The organism is Bdellovibrio sp. MYbb2 (assembly GCF_056175685.1).
This window is the reverse complement of the sequence record NZ_JBJKJI010000004.1, coordinates 46,668-68,349: the sequence shown is the minus strand read 5'-3', so window position 1 is coordinate 68,349 and position 21,682 is coordinate 46,668. Positions and strand designations below refer to the sequence as shown.

Sequence of the window (21,682 nt, the reverse complement as noted above, 5' to 3'; positions counted from 1 at the left end):
AATAAAAAAAGCCGCGATCTTTGATCAGCGGCTTTTTTATTTTGAGCGTCTGAAGACTACTTCTTTTTCGTCTTTTTAGCGTCTTTAGCGGGGTTTGTTTCTTTTGCGGCGGCTTCATCCTTAACAGGAGTTTTCGCCGGGCCACGCTGTTTCAGACGAACATACAGCGGGAAGTGATCGGCCACGCCGATCTGACGGTCGTAATCCCAACGAAGAGGGTATTTGCCCTTTTTCAGGTGAACGTCGTCGTAGCGGATCACATCGATGGTGTTTGGTTCCATTTTATAGCTGCCAGAACCTTTTTCCAGAAGCGCTTTGGAATAGATGTGCGCATCCAGGAAAGACCAGCTCTTGCGATAGTTATGTGTGCCCGGGCACTCTTTGCAGCCTACAAAGTGGGAAACGTCACCCACCGGGCTGAAGGTGTCACGGAAGATGTGTTCTTTGCTTTCTTCCTCGTGGGTGATGTTCAAGTCACCGCCGGCAATAACCATGGTGTCCGGCCCCTTGTCTTTGATCAATTTAGCCACGAATTCCGCAGCCTGTTGGCGCCAGTAGGTCGGGTTGGCCTGAGACGGGAAATGGGCCGTCAGGAAGGTGATAGGATCGCCATTAGGCGCCTTCAGGGTCACTTCCAGAACGCCACGGGATGCTTCCATCCATTTTTTGTCTTCATCGTTTTTGGGTTTCCAAGGAATCGGGTGCAGGACTGGTTTTCCAACCACTGGCAGGCGGGACATCAAGCCCAGGTCGATACCACGCTTGTCCGGGCCCTCGATCAGAACCACGGTGCTGTAACCGGCTTTTTGCAGGTGCTTTTTATTCCAGATGTTCAGAACGTTTTCGTTCTCAACTTCGATCAGCATCAGAACGTCAGGGCCGTTGCCGTCTACCCCCAGTACAACCTTACTTAGGTTTTGCAGCTTTTTATCCAGCTGCTCCTCGCTCCAGTCCGTGGAAAGGCACTCGGACACGCGGTAAGAGCTGTCGTTGGTGTCTTTGCAGGCTTGAACAATTTTCGGATCCTTCTGTTTCACCGCCAATGGCATATAAGTGTAGTCATTGCGGTTTTCATCGTGGGTCGTGTCGAACAGATTTTCGACGTTGAACGACATCACGGAAACCTCGTCAGCGGCCTTCGGTGGTAGGCTAAACTCGGCCTTTTTGAAGGTGACGGCACAGCCAACAAGAAGGGACAGAAGAAGAGCAAGGGTCAGGTTCTTAAGTTGCAGTAAATTTTTCATGTCCTCAGTTGTAAGGGAAGGGGACAGGGGACTCAAGTTGAAAGAGTTTTAGGAATTTATTGAGACTCATACTGTCTAAATATTCGCTATTGTGTAACGTGGCGCACTATGGCATATTTCCAGCGAATTTGATCCCTTAAGGAGCTTCCATGTTTAAAAAGGCCCTGGCACTTTCCCTTGTTTTCTCCTGTCTTGCCCCTTTCGCTCAAGCTCAAGAGCGCGAAGAAAGCATGGTGATGTCTGTCGGCGATACTTTGCGCAGAAACTGGAACTTCACCCTTTTCAACGTGGTTTCCCAGGCCAACATGAAGCCCGGCAAGGAACAAACTGACGGCCGCTCTCAGGACTCCTACACCTACATCAGCATGAACTACAAAGTGAACGCAGATGAAAAAGCCTCTTTGCGTGTTCCGTTCATTTTCAATACTGCAGGTCAGAATGAATACGGCGATCAGGTAAAGTCTGAAACCATGCTGTCAGATGTGCATCTGGTTTATTCCATGTATGACCTGGGTTATATCGGTGACATCGACCTTTCTGGTAACGCGAAAGTTTACCTTCCTACCAGTGAGTTCTCTCAAGACTCCGGCCTGATCGCAAAATTCCGTGCGGAACTTTATCTGGAATATTCTATCGGCAGATTCTCTTCCATCAGCTACGGCATCAAACCGGATTACTACTGGCAGAGCCGCACGGCGAGCTTCAACTATGACATGCCTCAGTTCGATGACGGGAACTATGTTTCCGACCCTCGTCAGGCGAACAAACAGGCTTCCTTGGAGCACTTCCTTGAAGTGGTTGCTGATATCAACAAGTACTTCTCTTTCAAACCTCGTATCGGGATTGAAGAAGACTGGTATCACTCTTCCACAATCGAAGGCATCGAGCCTCGTCACGTGACCAAAGCGTTTTATCAAATCAGCCTTGGTATTCGCCCGGTTCGTGGCATCAGCTTCCTGGTGGGAGCAACTAATACGACGACTTTGAATTCCTACCGTGGCAAAGACATCGCCTTCGGTCAGCCGGAAAACACACAGTACTTCGTAATGACCAACGCGTTCTTGTTCTAGATTTTAAATTCGTGATGTTCCCCTGTGAGCGGGTTGGTAAACGCCAGCTCACAGGCTTCAAGTTCGATTCTTTCCTCGTCCCAGACTTTCACAGCTCCATACGCCACATCGCCCACAATGGGATGACCTTCTGCTGATAGCTGCGCGCGAATCTGATGCGTGCGCCCGGTGTGAAGCTTGATGCGCACTTCACTCATTTCGTTTTCTAGCTTTGAAAACTCAAGAATCTCAAGAAGGCATTCCTGCCACTTGGGTTGCAGTTCTTTGCTGACCACTTTCGGTGCACGCGGGGAGGGCTCCATATAATGTTGCAGCAATCCGGTGGAAAGGCTGTGCCCCTGGACGCGGGCGCGATAGATCTTGTTCATTTCACGCGCGATCAGCAATTTGTTGAACTCAGTCTGAAACTCAGGGGATTTCGCATAGACAATCAATCCGCGCGTGGGCACATCCAGACGGTGAGTGACGTAGACGTTTTGATGGAGAGTCTGCTGCAAGTACGACTGAAGATTTTCATGCAGATTATCAACGCTCGCGTGAACCGGCAGGCCCGAGATTTTGTTGGCGACGACAAAGTGTTCGTTCTCAAAGACGATACGGGATCTCCATTGACCGTCGTTGGCGGTGAATCGTCGTGGTTTAGTATGGACCCTGATATAGTCGCCAACAGAAACCGAGGAATCTTCTGTCGTGCGCTGATGATTGTGGTAAATGGCACCCAGATGCAGAAGAAACTCAATTTGTTCACGATCAAGTTCCAGATTGCCTAATAATACATCACAAAGCCCACCCGCTTGGGGGCTTAATATATGTCTAACTCCGTATTCAAATCCTCTGGCACTCTGCATATTTCAATCTTCTGTTAGAAACACTCATAGCACGGTGTAGCAAGGGTGTTCAAGTGAGACAGTTTCATCCATAGTAAGGTCCTCAAGGAGAGATGCAGCTTGGAGTTTGCTAACGAGCCAATATTTCAATGGATGTCTCAGTTTGCGTATCAGCCGGGGATGGTTTACGCCGGTTTGATCGCGATGATGGCATTATCTGCCGTTGGTTTCCCGCTGCCGGAAGAAGTCACCCTGATTAGCGTGGGTATTTTGGCCTTTATGGGTGCCCACCCTGCGCATTTCCCGCCCCCTTATGAGGGCGCCCCTGTCGTCAATGTTCATACCGCCGCCATCATAGCCTTTACGGCCGTCGTGGCCAGTGACACCCTGATCTATGTGATAGGAAGGGTGTTTGGACGAAAGCTTCTGTATCACCCCAGAGTTCACAAGTTCTTCCCTGAGCACATGATGAAACGTGTGGAAGAGTGGACTCACAAATACGGCGCCTATGCTTGTGGTATCTTCCGTTTCACTCCGGGTTTGCGTTTCCCAGGTCACTTGGCCTGCGGGATGTTGAGATACCCAGTGTGGAAGTTCCTGGTTATCGACGGTATCGCGGCCTTGATCAGCGTGCCGACTCAGATTTACCTGCTGGCGCATTACGGAGAGCCGATCCTGAAGTACCTGCGTCAGTTCAAGCTGGTTCTTTTCGGAATCATCGGTCTATTGGTTATTTACTTTGTCGCCAAGAAAATCCATCAGCGCTGGTCGACCCGCGCTGCCAGTCGCTAAAAAGAAAAGCCCAGCTCGAAGCTGGGCTTTTTAGTTTTTAATGCAAGCAAACATCTTACGCAGCGTTGCTGCCGAAGACCGCTTCCGGAGTCACCTCACAGCACAGGTGCAGGCTGACGGGTTTTGAGTGGAATTTAGGCTCCACGTCCTTCCAGAAGATTTTCTCATAGCCACTTTGCAGGGCAAAGATCTCTTCGCGGATTTTGAACAGCAAACCAGCAGGGGAACCCAGCAACCAGTCCATCTGAACGAGATAGAAGGCTTCTTCCAGCTCCATCGGGCTCAAAGATTCGATGAAGTTTTTCGGCAGATTGTCCACCAGGTGGCAGGCATTGTGGGAATACTTATGGAAGGCTTTTTCCATCGGGTTCACCAGCAGTTTTTCCACACGGCTGTCCGGAGTTTTAGGGCCCGCAAACGGCTGAGAGAACTTTTTGAAGTTCCAGTACAATAAGGCATCATTCACCACATATTCCGCGCGCGGCAGATAGTCGGTGATGGCGTCCACTTTAACACCTTCATGGGATGGGTCTTCAACGTGAGCGTTGTGATCCACAGCCACCAGGCTTCTGAGGTTGTACAGGAAAGAGTAAAGATACTGAAGTTTGTCGACAAACGGTTTGGAGAAGTTCAAACCGAAGTTATACATCAACGGCTGACCCATTTTGGTTTCAAACCAGCTGAAGCTGTCCAGAAGCGGCCACAAAGCCGTCAGGTCCACACCCCAGGGTTTCAAGGCCGTTTCAAAGTGTTCATTGAAGTTGGATTCAAACTCGGCACACAGTTCCGGATTCACAACCGCGATGTGAGACTGCAATGCACGCACGCGTGGCAAAGAGCGTTCGTAAAGCTCGGTGTGTGGATCCAATGCCTTCCAGGCTTCGCTCGCAAAGTTATAATCCAGGTGGGGAGTTGCCACCGGGCTTTTGATGTAGTGATTCAATTTGACCAGAGACAATCCTACCAAGGCGTCAGACATGTACTTGAACGGTTCAGAGGCTTTGAATTTATCGTAAGCAGATGGTTGACTCCAGAATTGAACCTTGACGGGTTTCCAGGTGGAACCCTTTTCCATGGTGACATCAAAACCCAAACGCAAGCTTTTATGCTTCATACATACTCCTACATGTCTGTTGTTATCGGTTGAACTGCGGCCTTGTTCGAGTCCGGGTTTTCAGGATATAACCTAGACCTATGGTTGGATTTGGCTATTGGATCGATGCTCACGGACACCTTGCGGACCTGCGATGGCAGGGACAGGTGGATACTATTATCGACGAGGCCCGCACCAAGGGCATCGCCTTCTTTATGCAAGGCGGGGTTGATCCCGAGGACTGGCAACGCCAGCGTGAAATCAAAGCTCGTTATCCCAGCCACATCGGCCTTTGTTTTGGACTGCACCCGTACTGGGTTGCGGCTCATGAAGACGATGAATGTGAGCAGGCTCTGGATCTGCTGGCGCAGGCACTGCCCGAAGCCGACGGTTTGGGGGAGCTGGGCTTGGATTTCCGCCCCCATATCATGAAAGACTCGATGGAGCGCCAGATTGGCGTATTTGAGCAACAGTTGGAACTGGGACATATCACGGGGAAGCCCTTGGTTTTGCATCTGGTGCAAGCCCACGAGGAAAGTCTTAAGATCATGGACGTGTGGGGGCTGCCAAAGCAAAAAGGCATGGTACACTCGTTCAATGGCAGTGCTTATAAGGCGCAGGAGCTCCTGCAAAGGGGCCTTATGCTGTCCATTGGAGGCCCGGTGTGTCGCCCGGACAATCAGAAACTGCATCAGGCTGTGCGTGAAATTCCCCTGGAACAGCTTTTAATTGAAAGTGACAGCCCGGATCAGGGGCCTCCTGCCTATAAAGGCCGCTTAAATCCCCCAGAAAGCATCTGGGAGGTGGCAAGAACTATAGGGGAGCTAAAATCACTTGATCCTCTGGAAATATTAGATATCACTACTGCAAACTTTCGGAGACTTTTTCATGGAAACCACACAATCACCTAATTTGCCTCAACCTCAGGAAACTGAGTACGTTTTGCACCGCCGTTTCGATCGTATGGGGCGCCTGGTTGGAGACGAGGTGATGAAACGCCTTTTCAACACTCACGTGATGGTGATTGGTTTGGGCGGAGTGGGCTCTTGGGCTGCGGAATCCCTGGCTCGTTCGGGCGTCGGCAAGCTGACGATCATCGATTTCGATGAAATCTGCATCACCAACGCCAACCGCCAGTTGCATGCTTTGCAAGGCCTGGTGGGTAAAAAGAAGGCCGAAGTGATGGGCGAGCGTCTGCGCAAAATCAACCCGCAGAACACCGTCACTGTGATTCCGGAATTCTACAACGCTGAAAATTCTGAAATGATGTTGTCCCATAAGCCGGACTATATCGTGGATGCCATCGATAACCTGACGGCAAAAACCCACTTGCTGGCGACCTGCCGTGAGCGCGGTATCAAAGTCATCACTTCCGGTGGTTCTGCAGCGAAGATGGATCCACTTCGCATCAAGAAAGCTGACCTGGCTGATACGTATGTTGATCCCATGGCGGCGCAAGTGCGCAAAATGCTGCGCCAGAAATATGATTTCCCGGAAAAGAATTTCGGCATTCCTTGCATTTTCTCGGATGAAACTCCGATTCAGCCGGTGGAACTGAAATACGACCACGGTCAGGGTTTCAAATGCGTGTGCCCTAAAGGTCAAAACGATCTGCACAACTGTGACAGCCGTAATGTGATCTGGGGGACTGCAAGCTATGTCACGGGGGCTTTTGGTTTGGCCATGGCTTCCCACATCGTGAATGAAATCCATGCTCAAGTTCAGAACGAGGCAAAAGCATGATCGTTCTAGCCTGGTTCATCCTGATAACTTTGATTATTTTGTTCAGCTTCGGCTTTTTGGGTGTCACCTTCTGGCACTGGTACAAAGAGGGCAAAGCCAAAAGAAAAGCGGCCGCTACTGCAGCCGCTTCTGCTCAAAACTAAATTCCAAATTAAATACCGACACCGGCCGGATTTGGTATCGCGATGTTGATACTGGCTTTGTCTCCGGAAGAATCAAATGGCGTCACCTTCACGGTGTCGCCATTTTGCCAAGTGTACGACCCGGGAACTTCAATGGCATCTTTCATGCTGTCTTTGGTCCCAAGACTCAAAAGAGCCGATCCGGATCGATAAATTTCCATGCGGTACTGATACTGTGCTTTCTGCGTCAGCCCGATGTGCGAGATGGCCTGGGAAAATCCTCCGGTGCTGGTTGTGCCGCCAACAAACAGAAATAGAAAATTCTTTCCATTTTGATTGCTGATACTGGAGTCCGCGCCTGCGGCCGGAATCGTTGTCGGAGAATATGTGAAGCGAATGTCGACGGAAACATTTGAGGTTCCTCGGGTGCCCGCGGTGATCGGTTGCATCGAGTCGCTGGAACTGTAACCCGCAAGGTTGCTCATATCGAAGTCGACGGACCAGATACCATTCTCAGGACAGAAGATAGAACTTTTTTGCGTGACTCCGTAAGCTCCCAGAATGACGACAAGATTGCCGGGCTTGCAAATGCCGGTAAGCACAGCGGCGGTCGTGTTTTCATCATAAATTCCAAACAGGGGTGTGTTGTTGGCTTTGAATACGGCCGTGAATCCGCTTTGCGACGAGCCCAAATTGACTTCATTTTCCACGTTGGCAATGGCTGGAATCAGGTGCGCTTGAAGCACGCAACCGGTTGAAAAAAAGACAGATGAAAGACAGAGCAGAACGTACCGAAAGTTCATAAGGCCTCCGGTATAACTTATCGGAGCAAACACGAGGCTTTAATAGGATAACCCGTATGATTGCGCGCATTTCGTTCCCGGTCGTGATGGGAACGACCCAGCTTGAGACAATCATGGATCGCCACAAGCTGGGGGCGGGCCTTCGAGAGATGCTGTTTACGGTCTGTATCGTTCGCAGGCTGATACGATATCCAGGTCACTGATGTTTTCACAGCGGCCATTGATTTCAATTCCCCACGCAGCCGGCAGGCCTCTGAGGTTCTCGCAACGAGTGTTGTAGTCCACCGCCGCTACCATGTTTCCAGAGCAGGAATCAGAGTTAAAGATTTTCACAGCGCCCGGTGTACTGGCCCCTTTAAAGGCTTCGCACGCCTTGGCGGGTGCGGTGTCGCTGATGTTCTGACACTTGCCATCGATTTTCACGGCCCATGCGCTGGAACCAGTGCTTTCGAAGTTTTCGCATCGAGAAGCTGCGCTGACAGCGGCGATCGCATTGCCCGAGCAGGAGTCAGAAGTGAAGATTGTGATGGCGCGAGGATCTGCTCCGCCTTTGAATGATTCGCAGGCTTTCACGGATGAGGTGTCAGAGATATTTAAACACTGTCCATTGATGCGAACAGCCCAGGTGTCGCCAGCAGAAGAAAATCTTTCACAGCTGGAACCCGCACTGACAGTGCCAATCAGACTGCCAGAGCAGGAGTCGGAGCGGAACAGTTCCACCGATCCGTAAGACGGCGGGGGAGGATAAGATCCGCCACCACCCAGGGCCTGGCGCAGAAGCTCTTCAGCGGAAGTTAGGCGGTCGCTCACATAGCGCAGGCGTTCTTTCTGGTCCGGACTGGAGACTTGGCCCATGACCAGGCGAGTTTGCTCTTTGGCAACGGTGATTTCTTCAAGGCTGCGGCTGACTTTGGCGTCGTCAGCGGCCAGAGAGATGGAACAACACAGGGACATCAACAAACTGACAGTGGCGGTTCTGAAAAGCACAAACATCTCCTTTGTGGTGACAGCATTTACAGGCAAGAAAGACCTTACAACCTTTGTGCCAAACCAAAGTGACACCGGGAATCACAAGGAGGGCTTCTTGTTTTTTTCCACACTCCAGCGGTAAAATAATTCGAGGAGGCCTTGTCTATGAAGATCAAGATTCCTTATCAGGACAAAATCACTCTGGGGTATTCACTGGCGCGTTCAGCGGGCTTCGCCGCCCAGCAGTGGACCCTGCCATTGTTTGAATTTATCACCACGGGTGGCAAGAAACCTCACAAAAACATCGATCCGCACAAGCTGCGCCTGGCGTACCGCGAGCTTTTCCGGCTTTTAAAAAAAGACAGCGAAAATATCGCTCAAGGAATTTACCCGGTGGAGGTTTTAAAACCTGAAACCGTCGCCCGCCACTTCATGCGCTATCCGCGAATCATTTATGATGGGTATTCCATCGCCAAACGCCGCAAGGACAAGTCCGCCCATGACTTTGATGGCGAAGCTGAAAACTTCATGAAGGATCTGCCCGAGTACTATCAGCGAAACTTCCACTTTCAAACCGGAGGCTATCTGACTAGGGAATCCGCCGAACTGTACGAGCATCAGGTTGAAATCCTGTTCTCGGGTTCTGCCGATGCCATGAGACGCCTGATTATCCCCTTGGCAAAACAGACTCACCCTGGTGACGGCGCTGGTCTGCATTTTTTGGAAGTCGGAGCGGGAACGGGGCGCCTGACAAGATTCATGAAGCTTGCATACCCAAAGGCCAAGATCACAGTGTTGGATTTAAGTTATCCGTACTTGAAAAAAGCCCAGGATAATCTGCATGAATTTGACCGCCTGGATTTTGTGCAAGGGGCGGCGGAAGAGCTGCCGTTCCAGGATGCCAGGTTTGATCTGGTTTATTCCTGCTTTATGTTCCATGAACTGCCTCATGAAATCCGTCGTCGTGTGATTGCCGAAGGCTTCCGCGTGTTGAAACCGGGCGGGGCCTATGGGCTGGTGGATTCCCTGCAGGCAGAGGACACTCACGAATTTGAGTGGGCTTTGGAGCAATTCCCCGTGGATTTCCATGAGCCGTTTTACAAAAACTACACCCAAAATCCGATGGAAGGCCTCATGATCGCGGCCGGTTTTGAGGGGCTGCATAAGGATCAGGGATTTTTTGCCAAAGCCCTTTTGGCGCGTAAACCCTCAGAGTAGTGTCGTTTTTTTGAATTGATGTTTTCAAATCCCGGAAACGGGGTAACACTCCAAAAGGACTCAAGTTTTTAGACTTGTGTTTTGCTTTGTTTCTGGTAGTTTCCTTGCCACTTGAATAAAGCTACAAGGAGAACTCATGGGTCCAATTACTCAGTTTATCGATCATCACTACCGTCACTTCAACGCCGCTGCATTGAAAGATGCTGCTAAAGGCTACAAACTTCACATGGATAACGGTGGCCAGATGCTGGTGACTTTGGCAGGTGCCATGTCTACAGCGGAACTGGGTCTTTCTTTGGCTGAAATGATCCGCATGGGTAAAGTTCACGCGATCTCTTGCACAGGTGCGAACCTTGAAGAAGACGTGTTCAACCTGGTTGCTCACGATCATTACGTGCGCATCCCGAACTATCGTGATCTGACTCCGGCTGACGAGCAAAAATTGCTTGAGAAGCACTTGAACCGTGTTACTGACACGTGCATCCCTGAAGAAGAAGCTATCCGTCGTATCGAGAACGTGGTTCTTGAATACTGGCAGGATGCTGACTCTAAAGGTGAGTCTTACTTCCCGCATGAATTCATGTACAAAATCCTTCTTTCCGGCAAATTGAACCAGTACTACCAGATCGATCCAAAAAATTCCTGGTTGCTGGCGGCTGCTGAAAAGAACCTTCCAATGGTTGTTCCAGGCTGGGAAGACTCCACTTTGGGTAACATCTTCACTGGTCACATCATCAAAGGTGACATCAAAAAATCCACCACTGTTAAAGGTGGTATCGAGTACATGAAAACCTGGGCTGAGTGGTACATGAGTGCTTCAAAAAAAGCACCCGTGGGATTCTTCCAGATCGGTGGCGGTATCGCCGGCGACTTCCCAATCTGCGTTGTTCCAATGCTGGAACAGGATTTGGGTCACGAAGACATTCCATTGTGGAGCTACTTCGCTCAGATCTCTGATTCTACAACTTCTTACGGTTCATACTCTGGTGCGATTCCGAACGAAAAAATCACCTGGGGTAAACTGGCTCCGACAACTCCTAGCTACATCGTTGAATCCGATGCAACTATCGTTGCGCCTCTGATCTTCGCTTATGTAATGGGTAAGTAGTCCTGCAGAGATTAAAAATTGGAAATTGGGGATTGGAAAATCTCTGAAATCAAAGAAAAGGGCACCGGAAGCGGCGCCCTTTTTCTTTTTTAGCGAACGAATTCGATTTCCAGACGGCCGCGGCTGCCGATGATGTTCGGGCTGGAAATATCCAGAATCAGGCTGCGCACATCCAGGGTTTCAGAGTATCTCTGGCCGAAGTGGCGATCAAAGATGTAGTGACCCAGATCAAACTCCACGGTTTCACCGGCTCTCATTTTATAGATATAGTTCATTGTCACGCGCTCTTCGCTTTGGGCGATGACTCGAGGAGTGTTTTCAAAGACAACTTGTCCTTCCACGCAGCGGATGATGATCTTGCGGTAAGAACCCCAGACATCCAGCGTGTGGCGGCTGGCGCCGAATTTGTCGGCCTTCACTGTGCGAACTTCATTGGGGATAACGGGGGCGGGTTTGACCGGGTGTCGGGCGATGTATTCATCCGTCAAGGCGATCAGCTCATCACCAAGAGCCAGCATTTCATCCGTGCTCTGTGCCTGTTCCATGCGGGCCTGCAGGTCGGCGATACGTTGTTCCAGTGTGCCTTCACTTTGTGCAAAAGCTGTGGCTTGAAGAAAGATTCCAAGGATCAATGTGAAAATGATGGTTTTCATTTTTTTGCCCCTCCCAGTGGCGAAGAGGATTTATTGCAACTGCGGGGCCAGCCTTTCAGGGGACAGAATGGCTCCATACATGGCGGCGGGTAGTCATGGCTTGCAATAAGGACTGCAAAGAGAAAGCATAGTCCCATGAAAATTGAACAGCTTTGCATCTATCCTCTGAAATCCGCTCGTGCGCAAAAGATCAACCAGATGACCATGACCCATGAGGGGCCGGTTGGGGATCGTCAGTGGATGCTGGTGGATGAAAACGGTAAATTTATTTCCCAGCGCACGCTTCCAAAGCTTGCGACTGTCGAGGTGTTTTATGAAGACACCGCCCTGACCGTTGGATTTCAAAAGATGTTCTTTAAAATTTCCACCAACAATTCTTTCAAACGTCAGGTCAAGGTGCAGGTCTGGAACGACACCTTTGAAGCGGCTTTAGAGCCGGACTTGTATTCCCAGGCCCTGTCCCAGTATCTGGGGGTGAACTGCCGTCTGGTGCGCTATGCACCGTATTCCCAGCGCCGTGTGCTTTCTACTGACAAGGCATGGAAACCGGAAGTGCGCTTTGCTGACGGCAGACCTGTTCAGTTGATCAACACCAAAAGTCTGGATGAACTGAATTCTCGACTGGAAACCCCGGTCACCATGGATCGCTTCCGCGGCAACATCATTTATTCCGGCAACGTTCCGTTCGAGGAAGACAAATGGAAAAAGATCCGCATCGGGGACGTGGTGTTTTCGCAACCCAAGCGCTGTTCGCGCTGCACGATCACCACGATTGATCAGGCGACAGGTGTTGCCAACGGGCCTGAGCCTTTGAAAACCCTGGCTGGCTATCGTCGCGAGGGAACTTCCGTATTTTTCGGTACGTTGTGGATTCCGGAAAACACCGGCGTGATTAAGCTGGGTGATGCTCTGGACGTGCTGGAGTAGCTCATTTATTTGCGTTTAAGCTGTTGAATGACCTGATCCAGAGTGCTTAGAAACTTTGAACGGTCCTTTTTGTCCATGGGTGCCGGACCGCCGCGAACTTCTCCCATATGTCTTAGATTTTGCATTAGTTCGCGGGTGGCAACGGCAGAGCCGATGCTGTCTTCGGTGAATTCGATACCTTTGGTTCCTATGACTCGAACCTGTTTTTTTACGCATCTTTCAGCTAACAGGATGTCGGCGGTAATGACGATATCACCGGCTTGCGTGTGTTCTACGATCCAATCGTCGGCGGCATCAAAGTCGCTTGAGGCCACAATCATTTCGATGCGGGAATCTTGCGGGACGTTGAGGTATTTGTTGGCGACGACGAAGACCTTCAGTTGATAGCGCTCAGCCACTTTGTAGGTTTCTTCTTTAACTGGGCATCCGTCAGCATCAATAAATATATTCAGCATCACTGAAGTTTCAGACCAAAAATGAACCCGGTCAAGGCAGTAGAACGTGACACTTCTGGGGCACTGCCAATTTCTTAACCATATCAGATCTTATAAAACACAAAACCCGCCGGGTCCAAACTGTGCAGCTAGATCCCTGAATTATCTAATTTAAGGGTGTATCATGTTGAGACAGTTGCGTTTCTTGATATTATTCATACTGATCCTTGGTCGCTTTGCCTGGGCGGTGACGCCTGAAAAAGTCGGCTTGCATCTGTCTTTTGAAGAAAGACTGGCGCTGACCTATGCCCTGATGGCCCAAGGGGAAACGGCCGACAACAAAGAACAGATTCTGGAAAGAGCCAAAAACTATTTCTCTTCCGTTTATCAGGCAGAAGTTGAAACCGTTAAAGTGCGCAATTTCGATGAATTCCTGAAACTTCATAAAGGCGAATGGCCCAACACCCATAGCGTGTCTTTGGATCTGGAAATGATCGAAGCCCGTGGTGCCAAAGCCATGCGCACCTATACTTCCGACAGCGCGCGCGTGCAAAAGCAGATTGAAACCTATCTTGAATGGCAGCAGCAAAAACTGAAGGACATGGTTCCTCAGGACCAGCTTGAACAAAAGATGCCGATGGAAGCCCTGGCGGCCCAGGTGATGGCTCTGGCGCAAAACCCGGAAGGCCAGAAGCTGGCTGAAGGCTGGGTTTTGGCTGAAAGTGATGCTCTGTTAACTGAAAAGATGAAAGAACTGGATCGCGTGGGTGAAAAGATCGCAGAATCCAAGCTGGGTCAGCAGCAGGATGCGACGATGAAGATCTTCCTGCAGACGATGTTCAGCGAATATTTCAGACGTCTAAGCCCGGCTTCAAAAAAGCTGATCGTGTCTTCTTATTTGGGCAGTGATCTGAATATGCCGGAAATGAAAAAGTTTGAACTGATGGTTCAAAACAGCGGTCCGCAACTGCAAAAGCTGCTTCAGGTGGTGGCTCGTCAGGCGGATCTGGGGCCAGACATGGTTGAGGTCTTCCGCGGCCTTGAAAACTCGGTGCGCCCGGTACCGTGGTCTCAGGTTGAAAAGCTTTTGAGTTCTGAAAACGGCAATTACAAGTTCAACTATTTTGAAAGAAAACCCCTGGGTGTCGGAACGATGGCTCAGGTTCACCGTGCGAAGGTTGTTATTGATGGCGAGCGCCGCGACGTGGTTGTTCGTTTCATCAAGCCCGGCATCGCAGACCGTGTGGAAGAAGACAAACGCATCCTGATGGATGTGGCTGAAATTCTGGATTCAAACCCAGAATTCCGTAAAACGGGTGCTCCGAAACTGACTCCGGTGGTGCAGGATATCACCGACACTGTTTTGGCAGAACTAAGTCAGGAAGATACGGTGGCTCGCCAAAAGCTTGCAGCGACTCGCTATGAAAAAATGGCGTTCATGAACACGCCAGACTATAAAAACGAAATCCAGTTCCATGTGCCGAAGATTTATGACGGTAAAAAAGGCTCTAAGTTCATGGTGCAAGAACTGGTCATCGGAAAAAAACTGGATAAAGAAGTCGCGATTTACAAGGACATTGCGCCTGACATGAAACGTGTGATCATCGAACAAATGGCCCGCGTCTGGGCTCAGGAAGTGATGTTTGGCGGCGGATTCTATCATTCGGATCTGCACCAGGGGAACTTCATGATCCAGGTGACCGAGCCTAAAATCATCGTCAACATTCTGGATTACGGAATGGGCGGAGTGATCAGTCGTGACATGCAGACGCAAGTCATGCTGTTGGGCGCAGGGACTGAATTGTTAAACTCTGAAACCATGGCTCGTGCTTTCTGGAATATCGCTGACAAGCAGAAAAGCACAATCACGCAAAGCCGTCTTCAGTTCATGATCGAGGCCAAGATGCACAACATCCGCCACGGGTATGAACAGCCACTGACGATGGAAATGTGGACTGCATGGGTGATGGATCTGGGGCTTCGTCTGCCGTATGAGTTCGTCAGTCTGAACCGCGGTATCGTGATCGTGAATAAACTGCTGACGGATGCTGGCAGCACGATGTCCATCAGCTCTTTGATGAAGAGTATGGCCGTTAAAAACCCGGCACGCGTTTACAAGGCTTTGGCGATTGAGGGCAAGATCTCTCACAAAGAGCTTGTGAAGCTTGGATGGATTGAAATGAAAGACATGCTGGGTCTTTCGCCGAAGGTGATTCCGGCAAAAGCGGCGACACCGGCGGCGGTCATTCGCTGTGAAATGGTGTTCAACTAGGGACTGCGCTTCGACAGTCCCTTAATTAATACTTTGAAATCGTCATTGAATTTGTTTGTTGTTGTTCCCCGCTCCTGATCAAAATGGGTAAAAATCAGGAGGGGAACGTTCATGGCTACAGCTATTGTCAAAGATGCGGGCAAGGCCGTCTTCGATAAAAGTAAAATTTGGAAAGTCATTGGGGCGTCCAGCGCCGGAACTCTGATTGAGTGGTATGACTTTTATATCTTCGGAAGTCTTGCCACCATTATCTCTGCTCAATTTTTCCCTAAAGGTCATGAAACAGTGGCGTTGCTAAGTACGTTGGCAACGTTCGCCACGGGCTTTATTGTTCGTCCTTTTGGTGCGTTGGTGTTTGGCCGGGTGGGAGACGTGGTCGGGCGTAAGTACGCCTTTATGGTCACGTTGCTGATCATGGGTCTTGCGACCACGGCAATTGGTCTTTTGCCGGGCTATGAAACAATTGGGATTCTGGCGCCGATTCTGTTATTGGTTCTGCGCTTGCTGCAAGGCTTGGCATTAGGGGGCGAATACGGTGGGGCGGCCACTTATGTGGCTGAACACAGCCCTGATGGCAAGCGGGGCTTTTATACATCCTTTATTCAGACTACCGCGACTCTGGGGCTGTTTGTTTCCCTAGGCGTGATTCTGCTGACCCGTCTGACGATGGGTGAGGACGCCTTTAAGGAATGGGGCTGGCGGATTCCATTCCTGCTGTCGGTGGTTCTGGTTTTGGTGTCTTATTTAATACGCCGAAAGATGCAGGAATCCCCGGTGTTCATTCAGATGAAGGCCGAAGGCAAATCCTCGAAAAGTCCATTGCGGGACAGTTTTCTGCATCCTGAAAATCGCCGTCTGGTTATTTTGGCATTGCTGGGGGCCACGGCCGGGCAGGGAGTTGTCTGGTACACCGGTCAGTTCTATGCTCTTTATTATTTGCAGACAGTTTTGAAGGTCGATTTCGTCGTGGCCAATCAGATCATCGCGGTGGCGTTGTTGTTTGCAACTCCGTTCTTTGTGGTGTTCGGCGGGCTGTCTGATAAAATCGGGCGCAAGAATATCATGATGGCGGGGTGTCTGATCGCGGCGCTGACGTACTATCCGATCTATCAGGCGATGGAACGTTATTCTGGCTGGAACCCGGCAGATCCATTGGCGACGGCAGTGAATCCCAACGTCGTGATGTTGACTCTGTTGGTATTTATTCAGGTCATCTATGTGACGATGGTGTATGGACCGATCGCCGCCTTCCTGGTCGAACTTTTCCCGACACAAATTCGCTATACTTCGATGTCTCTTCCATATCATATCGGGAATGGGGTGTTCGGAGGCTTGGTTCCGTTCATCGGAACGGCGATTGTGGCTTCTACCGGGAACCACTTCGCCGGCTTAATATATCCGATATCCATTGCGCTGATGACTTTCGCCATTGGTATGATCTTTATCAAAGAAGACCGGAACGTTCGTTGGCACTAACTGGACGCAGATTCTCAATTTGATACTCAGGTCGCTTTCCACAATCTCCGATAAGATAAACATGCACGTTGGTAGGCGGGAAGTGACCGAAATTCTAAAGAAAACCAAAGCAGCAGCCAGTCTGCTGCTTTTGTCTATTTTGATTTTGGGCTGTACCGAACGCACGCTGTAAATGGACTTCTTAAACAAAGCCATCAACGGCAAGGGCGAGTTCACGATCGACAATCTTACGGGAACGGGATCTTTCGAGTTGGGAGCTTCAGCCGACGGGGTGGATCTTAGCATCACCTGTGACCGCTCCATTGAAAAGATCGAAGCCGAAAATCCACAAACCAAGGTGTGGCGTGATGTCACGGAGCTTGCGACAGGGGCAAAGGTCGACTGTGCCAATGCCGGTAAAGCCACTTTCAAACTGCCGTTAGAACATATCTTCCCTTATGAAACACCCACCGTTGCCGGGGATGCCGCTCACGATTTCCAGATCCGCTGGTATGTGAAGAATCTTGAGGGGGAGACGTTTGTTTTCAACAAGACCCTTTCACTGATAATTTTTGCTCCGGGTGTCAGTTTGACCGCGGAAAGTATTAACACTTTGAAGCTGGGCAATCAAAACTACGAAATCAGCGGCACCTGTGAAATCGACGGTGGCGTGGTGAATTTGACCGGACCCTTCGAGGGCGGACCACAAAGTGCGAATTGTTCTGGCGGTGTTTTTTCTGCAGCGGTGACTCTGAAAAGTAATTTGGGTGATGGTGTGACCAATATTTCGGTCAACCACATGTCCACGGGCGCTTACCGGGTTTTTGGTTTCGAGCAGAAAGAGGTTTTGGTTGATTTGACGGCTCCGGAGGTGGAGATCACGTCACCAGTCAATAACACCAAGTTCACCCAATCAACTATCAACGCTGACACCACTATCACGGTGCAAGGAACATGTTCTGAAGATTTAATGCCGGTTTCGGTGCAGCTGGATTCAGTTGTACGCGAAGTGACCTGCTCGGCAGTGAGAACTTTTACAGTTGATTTCCTGGCTGGCAATGGATTCCCAACGATCCGTGCTTCCCAGTTCGATCGGGCAGGCAATCAGGGGATGTCTAATCTGGTGAATGTTATCGTGGACCTTGTTGGTCCTGGCGCATTCACAATTACCGGGGTTCGCACGACGGCAGGTGCTGATGTGACAGCAGATGCATTCCTTCGCGACAAGGGTGCTGTGGTCGATCTGACGATGCCATCAGATTTCAATCAGTTCGAGGCCTATATTAAAGACAGCAGTGGTACCACCACGTTGTGTGATAAAACTGTGGCGGCTTCGACTATTGATTTCTCTGCCTGCGTGCTTCAGCAGAACTCAACTTATAAGATTTATGTCTTTGCGGTTGATGCCAATGGCAACAAGACGGCGGCGTCAAATACCGGATTTGCATTCACAACGGATTTCCCGGTTCCGCAAATCACCCGGGTCTATGCGACAGTTCCCGGGGCTCACTACGGCAACTCCACCACGATCAGTCTTCGTGTCGAGTATGATCGTGAACTGAGGGTCATTGGTGGGAACCTGCCCAGCATGGTTCTGAATACCGGAGTCCTGGTGATGGCGGCTTCGCTGCAGGGGGACCAGCGAACACTGCAATTCAACTATGTGGTGTTTGCCGGAAACTATGCTTACCCTCTGGGGGTGACATCCACGAGCCTTAGTAACTGTGCAGGGTGTCTTGTCGACAATGCCAACCCAGTTGTGCAGGCTTCTATGACGTTGCCGGCTGATACGGGTGCCAACGGCCTTAAAGCATCCAACGTGAAAGTCGACGCCCAGGGGCCGGACGTTGCTCCGTCGTTTACTTTGGGGGCTGTTGCTCCGCTGTACACGGAATCACCCCTTGTGAATTTCACCTTCCCCTCGGATCCGGATGTGTTGACGGCGGAACTTCGCCTGCAGCAGCAGTCCAACGGGGCCGTCATTCGCGACTGGGTTGAGGTGACAAGTCCGGTGAAATTCTCTTCATTGTCGACAGCTTTGCAGCCCGGTCTGACTTATTCCATGAGTCTGCGTCTGAAAGACCCAATGGGGAACTATAGCAGCACTTTGACCAATAACTTTGTGGCTTTCTCGTGCCCGGCGGAATTTGTCTATGTTCATAATGCCGGTATTGTGGCGAATCCGTTCTGTATCGGTCAGTATGAAGCTAAGAACGACGGTTCCGCGCGCCCGCGCTTTATTGCTGATCTTGTGCCTGAAAGTCTAAGCAATATGGGTTCCGTTTCGCGCTGTACTTCATTGGGGGCAGGCTATGATCTGGTCACCAATGCCGAATGGCGTGCGGTGGCCGATCTGATTGCGAAGCAGGCAGGAAACTGGGCCAGCGGGATTTATGGCTCAGGACTTTTGCGTCGCGGGAACAATCAGACCGGGTCTCCAGTGTCTGCCACGGGTGGGGACGTCTGCGCGCCGAATACGGCTCTTTGTACGAGCAATGCTTTAAGAAGAACTCACACGCTTCCTTACGGTCAGACCATCTGGGATTTCGCGGGTAATGCCATGGAAGCGATCAAAGACACCAATAGTGTCATCTACAGCCCGGCCTATGTGTATCCAGCCCAGAACACTGGTGATGCCCTGAATCTGGCATTTGGTACAACGGCCGTGACTTGCAGTGGAGTCGGTGGACCAGAGTACTGTGGTTTTGGTAAGATTGATTTCAGCAACTCGGCGGTGACGGGTGTCTGGCGCGGTGGCGGAACTGGGGATGGCAATTCCGCCGGGGTCTTTAGCGCCAAGCGTGCTGCGGATGTGACAGCGGTTCTGACCAACAGCGGATATCGCTGCGTTTATCATCCTTAATTAAAATCTAATTCTTCAGAAAGCGTTTGCTCAGGATGTGGAATCTCCACGTCAGCAGAATTGAAGCAAAGATCAATCCTACCAATAGGCCAATCCAGATTCCCACCGGACCCACGCCCAAATGGAATGCCAGCAGGTATCCACCCGGAAGACCCATCACCCAGTACGCAAAGAATGCGATGATGCTGGGCCATTGGGTGTCGCTCATGCCACGCAAAGCACCGATGGCAACGGCCTGAATGCCGTCAAAGATTTCAAAGATCGCAACCACGATAAAGAACTTCGCCGCCCACGCGATCACGTCCTGGTCGGTCACGTAGAACGTCGGGAACCATTCACGCAGAAAGAAAAAGCCCAGAGCACAAAGGGTCATGTAGGCAGCCCCCAGCTTGATCGCGGTGAACCCTGCAAAACGGGCCAGTGAATAATCCCCACGACCCAGTTCATAGCCTACGCGAATGCTGGCAGCAATGCCGATACCTAAAGTGATCAGGAAGCTTGTGCTGGCAAGACTGATGGTGATCTGGTGCGCAGCCAAAGGTGTTGCGCCAAACCAGCCCATCATCACGGCCGCTGCGGAAAACGCGCCGACTTCAAACAAATAGGTAAGGCCGTTGGGAATTCCCAGGCGAATCATATTTTTCAGCAGGTGATGGTCAAAGCGATGAACCCAGCGTTCGACCAGGTACTTTTTAAAGTGCGGATGAACGTGAACATAAGTGATCATCATCATTGCCATCAGGCAGCGGGCGATCAAAGTGGCCCACGCGGCTCCGTTTAGTCCCAGTTTTGGGAGACCATACAGACCGTGGATCAGAACCCAGTTTCCGGTAATGTTAAAGACAACGCCAAAGATCATCACGTACATGGCTACTTTGGTTTTGCCGATACCGTCGGTGAACTGTTTGTAGGACTGATAAAGCAAGCTTGGCAGAACCGACCAGATGGTGATTTCAAAGAAGCCCGAGCCCATTTCCAGAACTTCGGAAGTCTGGCCAAAGACACTCAAACGGGGCAGTAGCAAATACAGCAAACCGATAACAAAGGCACTGATAGCCAGGGCCACCACCACACTATGGCGAAGCAAAACCCCGCCATAAGGATAATTCTCCTGTCCCTGCATGCGCGCAAACAGCGCCGTCACCGGAGCCAGCATCCCCAGACCGAAAATCAGAAACACGATAAAGACACTGCCGGCAAATGCGGAAGCTCCCAAGGCCACTGACCCCAAGGCGCCTACCATGATCGTGTCAGCCAAAGTGATCAGATTCTGACCGACTTGACCAACGACGATAGGCCCGGACAAGCGGGCCAGCATTTTGCTTTCGTGGATAAATTTAGACTGAGACAACTTCGATGATCTCCGGGAACAGTTCCTTCATGCGAACCTCGATACCCTCTTTCAGGGTGACCGTGGAACTTGGGCAACCGGAGCACGCGCCTTTCATGTGAATGTAAAGCACGTTGTTTTCGTATTTATGGAAGACAATGTCGCCGCCATCAAGCGCCACCACCGGGCGGATTTCGCGGTTCAGAACCGATTTGATATTGCGAACCATCGGGCTGTCGTTTTCGTTGTCCTCTTCAGCTTCAACGAAAGTCACAACCACCGGTTCATCGCGATCCATGTGTTCCTGGATCAGGCCGGTCAGCGGGTGAGCCAAAAGCTCCCAGTCGACCCAGTCCTGCTTGGTCACGGTGATGAAGTCCGGGCCCACGTAAACAGAGCTGGTCCACGGGAAGCCGAAGATTTTGGCAGCCAATGGCGAACGTTCAGCATCCTGAACGGTAGGGCAGTCAAAGCCCTGATCCGTGACCTTTTTGTGAAGCAAAAACTTCATCGTGGCTGGATTCGGGGTTGGTTCGAAGCTGACAGGCATTTTTTCACTGGTATTCATACAGACCTCACAGGGACAACGAACATTATACCACAGCATGTTTTCTGCCAAGCGTGTTAATCCGCGAGACGCGCTTGATTATATCCGGAAAACTCAATAAATTTACCCCGGCCTAGGGTGTGCCTGAAAACCTCCATTCCACTGGAGGTTTTCAGATGCGCCTTAAAATATGAATGTAAGTTTTCTTTAGG

Annotated in this window: 20 protein-coding genes; 11 read left to right on the top strand and 9 right to left on the bottom strand. The window is 50.6% G+C overall.

Annotated elements, in window-relative coordinates:
• Nucleotides 1-56: 56 nt before the first annotated feature.
• Nucleotides 57-1,244 (bottom strand): endonuclease/exonuclease/phosphatase family protein, encoded by a 1,188-nt coding sequence (locus AC04MQ_RS16985; protein WP_475392665.1) that lies wholly within the window; start codon nucleotides 1,242-1,244, stop codon nucleotides 57-59.
• A gap of 149 nt (nucleotides 1,245-1,393) precedes the next feature.
• Between AC04MQ_RS16985 and AC04MQ_RS16980 the strand changes: the two genes are divergently transcribed.
• A complete protein-coding gene (locus tag AC04MQ_RS16980) occupies nucleotides 1,394-2,314 on the top strand; it encodes a hypothetical protein (RefSeq protein WP_011164780.1) in 921 nt (306 codons plus the stop codon).
• Here the strand turns inward: AC04MQ_RS16980 and AC04MQ_RS16975 are convergent.
• A complete protein-coding gene (locus tag AC04MQ_RS16975; protein WP_038449630.1) occupies nucleotides 2,311-3,162 on the bottom strand; it encodes an RluA family pseudouridine synthase in 852 nt (283 codons plus the stop codon). The genes AC04MQ_RS16980 and AC04MQ_RS16975 overlap by 4 nt on opposite strands.
• A gap of 132 nt (nucleotides 3,163-3,294) precedes the next feature.
• Here AC04MQ_RS16975 and AC04MQ_RS16970 point away from each other — a divergent pair, with 132 nt between their 5' ends.
• Nucleotides 3,295-3,933 (top strand): DedA family protein, encoded by a 639-nt coding sequence (locus tag AC04MQ_RS16970; RefSeq protein ID WP_015091431.1) that lies wholly within the window; start codon nucleotides 3,295-3,297, stop codon nucleotides 3,931-3,933.
• A 55-nt stretch (nucleotides 3,934-3,988) separates the two neighbouring features.
• Here AC04MQ_RS16970 and AC04MQ_RS16965 read toward each other — a convergent pair whose 3' ends face one another.
• The gene (locus tag AC04MQ_RS16965; RefSeq protein ID WP_475392664.1) at nucleotides 3,989-5,047 is read right to left on the bottom strand and encodes a hypothetical protein; all 1,059 of its coding nucleotides are present in this window, start codon (nucleotides 5,045-5,047) and stop codon (nucleotides 3,989-3,991) included.
• 80 nt (nucleotides 5,048-5,127) lie between these two features.
• On the opposite strand from AC04MQ_RS16965, the gene AC04MQ_RS16960 reads away from it, so the two are divergent.
• Genes AC04MQ_RS16960 through AC04MQ_RS16950 form a run of 3 tightly spaced genes read left to right on the top strand, consistent with a single transcriptional unit; the run spans nucleotide 5,128 to nucleotide 6,912 of the window.
• Nucleotides 5,128-5,937 (top strand): TatD family hydrolase, encoded by an 810-nt coding sequence (locus tag AC04MQ_RS16960; RefSeq protein WP_475392663.1) that lies wholly within the window; start codon nucleotides 5,128-5,130, stop codon nucleotides 5,935-5,937.
• Nucleotides 5,915-6,769: a tRNA threonylcarbamoyladenosine dehydratase gene (locus AC04MQ_RS16955; protein WP_417864306.1), complete on the top strand. Its 855-nt coding sequence runs from the start codon at nucleotides 5,915-5,917 to the stop codon at nucleotides 6,767-6,769. The genes AC04MQ_RS16960 and AC04MQ_RS16955 overlap by 23 nt, the downstream gene beginning before the upstream one ends.
• The gene (locus tag AC04MQ_RS16950; RefSeq protein WP_417864305.1) at nucleotides 6,766-6,912 is read left to right on the top strand and encodes a hypothetical protein; all 147 of its coding nucleotides are present in this window, start codon (nucleotides 6,766-6,768) and stop codon (nucleotides 6,910-6,912) included. The genes AC04MQ_RS16955 and AC04MQ_RS16950 overlap by 4 nt, the downstream gene beginning before the upstream one ends.
• A gap of 8 nt (nucleotides 6,913-6,920) precedes the next feature.
• Here the strand turns inward: AC04MQ_RS16950 and AC04MQ_RS16945 are convergent, their stop codons facing one another.
• Nucleotides 6,921-7,694, bottom strand: coding sequence for a hypothetical protein (locus AC04MQ_RS16945; protein WP_475392662.1), 774 nt, complete (start codon nucleotides 7,692-7,694; stop codon nucleotides 6,921-6,923).
• Between the two features lie 156 nt (nucleotides 7,695-7,850).
• Nucleotides 7,851-8,687 carry a hypothetical protein gene (locus tag AC04MQ_RS16940; protein WP_011164772.1) on the bottom strand — a complete coding sequence of 279 codons (837 nt, stop codon included), beginning with the start codon at nucleotides 8,685-8,687 and terminating at the stop codon, nucleotides 7,851-7,853.
• Nucleotides 8,688-8,828: 141 nt separating this feature from the next.
• On the opposite strand from AC04MQ_RS16940, the gene AC04MQ_RS16935 reads away from it, so the two are divergent.
• Together AC04MQ_RS16935 and AC04MQ_RS16930 are read left to right on the top strand one after the other, a co-directional pair.
• Nucleotides 8,829-9,881: a class I SAM-dependent methyltransferase gene (locus AC04MQ_RS16935; RefSeq protein ID WP_475392661.1), complete on the top strand. Its 1,053-nt coding sequence runs from the start codon at nucleotides 8,829-8,831 to the stop codon at nucleotides 9,879-9,881.
• Nucleotides 9,882-10,017: 136 nt separating this feature from the next.
• A complete protein-coding gene (locus AC04MQ_RS16930) occupies nucleotides 10,018-10,989 on the top strand; it encodes a deoxyhypusine synthase family protein (RefSeq protein WP_015091423.1) in 972 nt (323 codons plus the stop codon).
• Nucleotides 10,990-11,078: 89 nt separating this feature from the next.
• Here the strand turns inward: AC04MQ_RS16930 and AC04MQ_RS16925 are convergent, their stop codons facing one another.
• Entirely contained in the window at nucleotides 11,079-11,642 is a 564-nt protein-coding gene (locus AC04MQ_RS16925; protein ID WP_475392660.1) for a hypothetical protein, read from the bottom strand.
• A gap of 135 nt (nucleotides 11,643-11,777) precedes the next feature.
• On the opposite strand from AC04MQ_RS16925, the gene AC04MQ_RS16920 reads away from it, so the two are divergent.
• The gene (locus tag AC04MQ_RS16920) at nucleotides 11,778-12,569 is read left to right on the top strand and encodes an MOSC domain-containing protein (RefSeq protein ID WP_015091421.1); all 792 of its coding nucleotides are present in this window, start codon (nucleotides 11,778-11,780) and stop codon (nucleotides 12,567-12,569) included.
• A gap of 5 nt (nucleotides 12,570-12,574) precedes the next feature.
• Here the strand turns inward: AC04MQ_RS16920 and AC04MQ_RS16915 are convergent, their stop codons facing one another.
• Entirely contained in the window at nucleotides 12,575-13,024 is a 450-nt protein-coding gene (locus AC04MQ_RS16915) for a YaiI/YqxD family protein (protein WP_475392659.1), read from the bottom strand.
• Between the two features lie 163 nt (nucleotides 13,025-13,187).
• On the opposite strand from AC04MQ_RS16915, the gene AC04MQ_RS16910 reads away from it, so the two are divergent.
• The 3 genes from AC04MQ_RS16910 to AC04MQ_RS16900 all read left to right on the top strand — a co-directional run bounded on the left by AC04MQ_RS16910 (nucleotide 13,188) and on the right by AC04MQ_RS16900 (nucleotide 19,593).
• The gene (locus AC04MQ_RS16910; RefSeq protein ID WP_475392658.1) at nucleotides 13,188-15,275 is read left to right on the top strand and encodes an AarF/ABC1/UbiB kinase family protein; all 2,088 of its coding nucleotides are present in this window, start codon (nucleotides 13,188-13,190) and stop codon (nucleotides 15,273-15,275) included.
• A 111-nt stretch (nucleotides 15,276-15,386) separates the two neighbouring features.
• Complete coding sequence (locus tag AC04MQ_RS16905; protein WP_015091418.1) at nucleotides 15,387-16,751, top strand: MFS transporter; 1,365 nt, start codon at nucleotides 15,387-15,389, stop codon at nucleotides 16,749-16,751.
• A 172-nt stretch (nucleotides 16,752-16,923) separates the two neighbouring features.
• The gene (locus tag AC04MQ_RS16900) at nucleotides 16,924-19,593 is read left to right on the top strand and encodes a hypothetical protein (protein ID WP_475392657.1); all 2,670 of its coding nucleotides are present in this window, start codon (nucleotides 16,924-16,926) and stop codon (nucleotides 19,591-19,593) included.
• Nucleotides 19,594-19,600: 7 nt separating this feature from the next.
• Here the strand turns inward: AC04MQ_RS16900 and AC04MQ_RS16895 are convergent, their stop codons facing one another.
• Nucleotides 19,601-20,944: an MATE family efflux transporter gene (locus AC04MQ_RS16895; protein ID WP_235046099.1), complete on the bottom strand. Its 1,344-nt coding sequence runs from the start codon at nucleotides 20,942-20,944 to the stop codon at nucleotides 19,601-19,603.
• Nucleotides 20,931-21,491 (bottom strand): NifU family protein, encoded by a 561-nt coding sequence (locus tag AC04MQ_RS16890; protein WP_475392656.1) that lies wholly within the window; start codon nucleotides 21,489-21,491, stop codon nucleotides 20,931-20,933. The genes AC04MQ_RS16895 and AC04MQ_RS16890 overlap by 14 nt, the downstream gene beginning before the upstream one ends.
• Nucleotides 21,492-21,682 lie beyond the last annotated feature (191 nt).

What these genes read in the sequence shown, in the direction of transcription:
- AC04MQ_RS16985 (WP_475392665.1), bottom strand. Translation starts at nt 1,244, where the DNA reads ATGAAAAATTTACTGCAACTTAAGAACCTGACCCTTGCTCTTCTTCTG.
- AC04MQ_RS16980 (WP_011164780.1), top strand. Translation starts at nt 1,394, where the DNA reads ATGTTTAAAAAGGCCCTGGCACTTTCCCTTGTTTTCTCCTGTCTTGCC.
- AC04MQ_RS16975 (WP_038449630.1), bottom strand. Translation starts at nt 3,162, where the DNA reads ATGCAGAGTGCCAGAGGATTTGAATACGGAGTTAGACATATATTAAGC.
- AC04MQ_RS16970 (WP_015091431.1), top strand. Translation starts at nt 3,295, where the DNA reads ATGTCTCAGTTTGCGTATCAGCCGGGGATGGTTTACGCCGGTTTGATC.
- AC04MQ_RS16965 (WP_475392664.1), bottom strand. Translation starts at nt 5,047, where the DNA reads ATGAAGCATAAAAGCTTGCGTTTGGGTTTTGATGTCACCATGGAAAAG.
- AC04MQ_RS16960 (WP_475392663.1), top strand. Translation starts at nt 5,128, where the DNA reads ATGGTTGGATTTGGCTATTGGATCGATGCTCACGGACACCTTGCGGAC.
- AC04MQ_RS16955 (WP_417864306.1), top strand. Translation starts at nt 5,915, where the DNA reads ATGGAAACCACACAATCACCTAATTTGCCTCAACCTCAGGAAACTGAG.
- AC04MQ_RS16950 (WP_417864305.1), top strand. Translation starts at nt 6,766, where the DNA reads ATGATCGTTCTAGCCTGGTTCATCCTGATAACTTTGATTATTTTGTTC.
- AC04MQ_RS16945 (WP_475392662.1), bottom strand. Translation starts at nt 7,694, where the DNA reads ATGAACTTTCGGTACGTTCTGCTCTGTCTTTCATCTGTCTTTTTTTCA.
- AC04MQ_RS16940 (WP_011164772.1), bottom strand. Translation starts at nt 8,687, where the DNA reads ATGTTTGTGCTTTTCAGAACCGCCACTGTCAGTTTGTTGATGTCCCTG.
- AC04MQ_RS16935 (WP_475392661.1), top strand. Translation starts at nt 8,829, where the DNA reads ATGAAGATCAAGATTCCTTATCAGGACAAAATCACTCTGGGGTATTCA.
- AC04MQ_RS16930 (WP_015091423.1), top strand. Translation starts at nt 10,018, where the DNA reads ATGGGTCCAATTACTCAGTTTATCGATCATCACTACCGTCACTTCAAC.
- AC04MQ_RS16925 (WP_475392660.1), bottom strand. Translation starts at nt 11,642, where the DNA reads ATGAAAACCATCATTTTCACATTGATCCTTGGAATCTTTCTTCAAGCC.
- AC04MQ_RS16920 (WP_015091421.1), top strand. Translation starts at nt 11,778, where the DNA reads ATGAAAATTGAACAGCTTTGCATCTATCCTCTGAAATCCGCTCGTGCG.
- AC04MQ_RS16915 (WP_475392659.1), bottom strand. Translation starts at nt 13,024, where the DNA reads ATGCTGAATATATTTATTGATGCTGACGGATGCCCAGTTAAAGAAGAA.
- AC04MQ_RS16910 (WP_475392658.1), top strand. Translation starts at nt 13,188, where the DNA reads ATGTTGAGACAGTTGCGTTTCTTGATATTATTCATACTGATCCTTGGT.
- AC04MQ_RS16905 (WP_015091418.1), top strand. Translation starts at nt 15,387, where the DNA reads ATGGCTACAGCTATTGTCAAAGATGCGGGCAAGGCCGTCTTCGATAAA.
- AC04MQ_RS16900 (WP_475392657.1), top strand. Translation starts at nt 16,924, where the DNA reads ATGGACTTCTTAAACAAAGCCATCAACGGCAAGGGCGAGTTCACGATC.
- AC04MQ_RS16890 (WP_475392656.1), bottom strand. Translation starts at nt 21,491, where the DNA reads ATGAATACCAGTGAAAAAATGCCTGTCAGCTTCGAACCAACCCCGAAT.